Raw genomic sequence first — 2,059 nt, forward strand, 5'->3', positions numbered from 1 at the left:
CCCATGTTCCGGAAAGAAATTACTAAAGTCAAATTTGGCAAACACTTATAAACATTGATTCTGCGACTACATGTCTTTTGGAAGTCTTTTAATTACTGGCCGAAAACAACATTGGACATTCCAAGTTTTTCCAATAGCATTTGTGTGACGGCGGGAAGTTTCACGGCTTTCTTTAAGGTTTCACCGGTATTTTTAGCCTCAAGAGTGGCGATATCTATATCTTTGAACGGCGCATAGAGTTCCTTTGAGTTTAAAAAATCTTTTTCTCCTATTGCCTTTCGTTGGTTTGATAGATAACGGTTTATAAAATATGCCAGGATGCAGATAGTATAGACGGCTTTAACATGTGCCTCGGTATTGACAAAGAAGGGCCTGATTTTTAAGAACGATTTTACATTTTTAAAGACATCTTCTATTTTTGTCTTGTCCCGATAGGCTCTAACTATAGATTGGGGTTTTGCTTTAAACGCACCTCCATCTTCCCGTTCTGTATGGTTAGTGATAAAAACACATACGCCATCCAACAATCTATCTGCGGCTATAACATCAGTTAACAGCTTGATTTCTATTTTGAAACTTTTGACGGATTTGACCTGCCCGTTTTTCAGTCTATGGGTAACGGTGATGGACGTCAGAACAGGGTCTTCGAAATATTTATGAATCTTTAACCTTTTCAGCTCATCTACAATGCGGCTCTTTGTTGCGTCATATTGCCGGTCTCTTTGGGCATTTTTAAGGTTTTTATTCTCTTCTTTGAGATAATCCTTAAAAAAGGTTATTTTCTCGTCTCTATTATTGCGGTCTTCTATAAATAAAGTGGGATTAAAACCGGTAATAAAACGCTTGTTTCCTATGACGCCATTGTCATGGTAGTATAATTCATCATCATAGTTTAAAAACCCTTGCGGGATAGGTATATCGGAGGCGTCCTTATCTTCTATGGATAACCCATTAAGAGACTTTAAACTGACACCGCAAGAGGGTATCTGATTTCTATCCAATGCCGAGATGTATTTGAGTTTGGCTTCTTCTATCAAATTGGCATTGTCCTCAGAGATTATGCCTCTGTCAAATACAAGGGTGACGTTTTTATCAGTCAATTTGAATCTGGTTTTACAGGCATTGATATTCTGTTTGAGGGTTTTTACCTCAGCGGTGTTCCCGGGGAATACATCCCATTTGAAAGGATATCCCTCAGAGTTGATAAGAACACCCAGTAAGACCTGCCGCCTGCCATGACACTCTATTTTGCCCTTGCCAAATGCCGATAGATCACAGTTATATCCCACAAAGTAGGAAGTAGTTAGGTCGTAGTTGATAAATTTATAGGATTCCGGACGTTTCCAGAAGGTTTGGTTAAAAAGGTGGTTCTCTATAGATATTTTGTTTTTGTGTATTTTATCTAATTCATAATAGATTTTATCGTCATTTAGGCCTGAAAGATCAATTTTAAGAATGTCCTCCAGCGCGCTCTTTTTCGCCCAATGAGGAATGGAATAATGAGAACACGGATCGGTGCACCTGTTAATAGTCAGTATCTTTGCAATCATATTGGTAGGAAGGGCGCCTGCAGTGACATCGTAGTCAAAAGCCTGATCAAGCTGCCACTGGTTCCACAACTCATTAACAACGGCTATATCGAGATATGCCCTGCTTTCCAGGACTGCAACGTCTTTGAGCTGAGTCTGCAATTGATCTGTGTTTTCAACTGTTTTACATATCAGTTTGATTTGCTCGGCTTGAATATCGGAAAGTTTCCCGATGGGCCAAAGTATTCTTTTTCTGACCTTTTTGCCATCCCTGTAGGATTCGGCAATAGAGTAAGATTTATAGGTTTTCCCTTTGTATTTAGAATCGCTATAAGTAAGGTGCATAATGTAGTCCCAATATTCTTTGACTACACTATCATTAATAAAATATTTTGTCAAGTCAGTATTTATAGGGTTATAAAGGATTTGTATTAATAAATAGGCCATTTATTCTGCGACTACATATTATTTTGAATTTGTGGAAACCCGCTTAAAATAAGGATTTTGTTGAAATCTTTCCGGAAAGGGGG

Annotated in this window: 1 protein-coding gene; it reads right to left on the reverse strand. The window is 38.3% G+C overall.

Annotation, left to right across the window (positions count from 1 at the left end; genetic code table 11):
* Positions 1-92 precede the first annotated feature (92 nt).
* Positions 93-1,976: an IS1634 family transposase gene (locus QZT26_RS17345; RefSeq protein ID WP_099324133.1), complete on the reverse strand. Its 1,884-nt coding sequence runs from the start codon at positions 1,974-1,976 to the stop codon at positions 93-95.
* Positions 1,977-2,059 lie beyond the last annotated feature (83 nt).

The organism is uncultured Candidatus Kuenenia sp., from assembly GCF_900696675.1.
GTDB classification, from domain to species: Bacteria; Planctomycetota; Brocadiia; order Brocadiales; family Brocadiaceae; genus Kuenenia; species Kuenenia stuttgartiensis_A.

What these genes read in the sequence shown, in the direction of transcription:
- QZT26_RS17345 (WP_099324133.1), bottom strand. Translation starts at nt 1,976, where the DNA reads ATGGCCTATTTATTAATACAAATCCTTTATAACCCTATAAATACTGAC.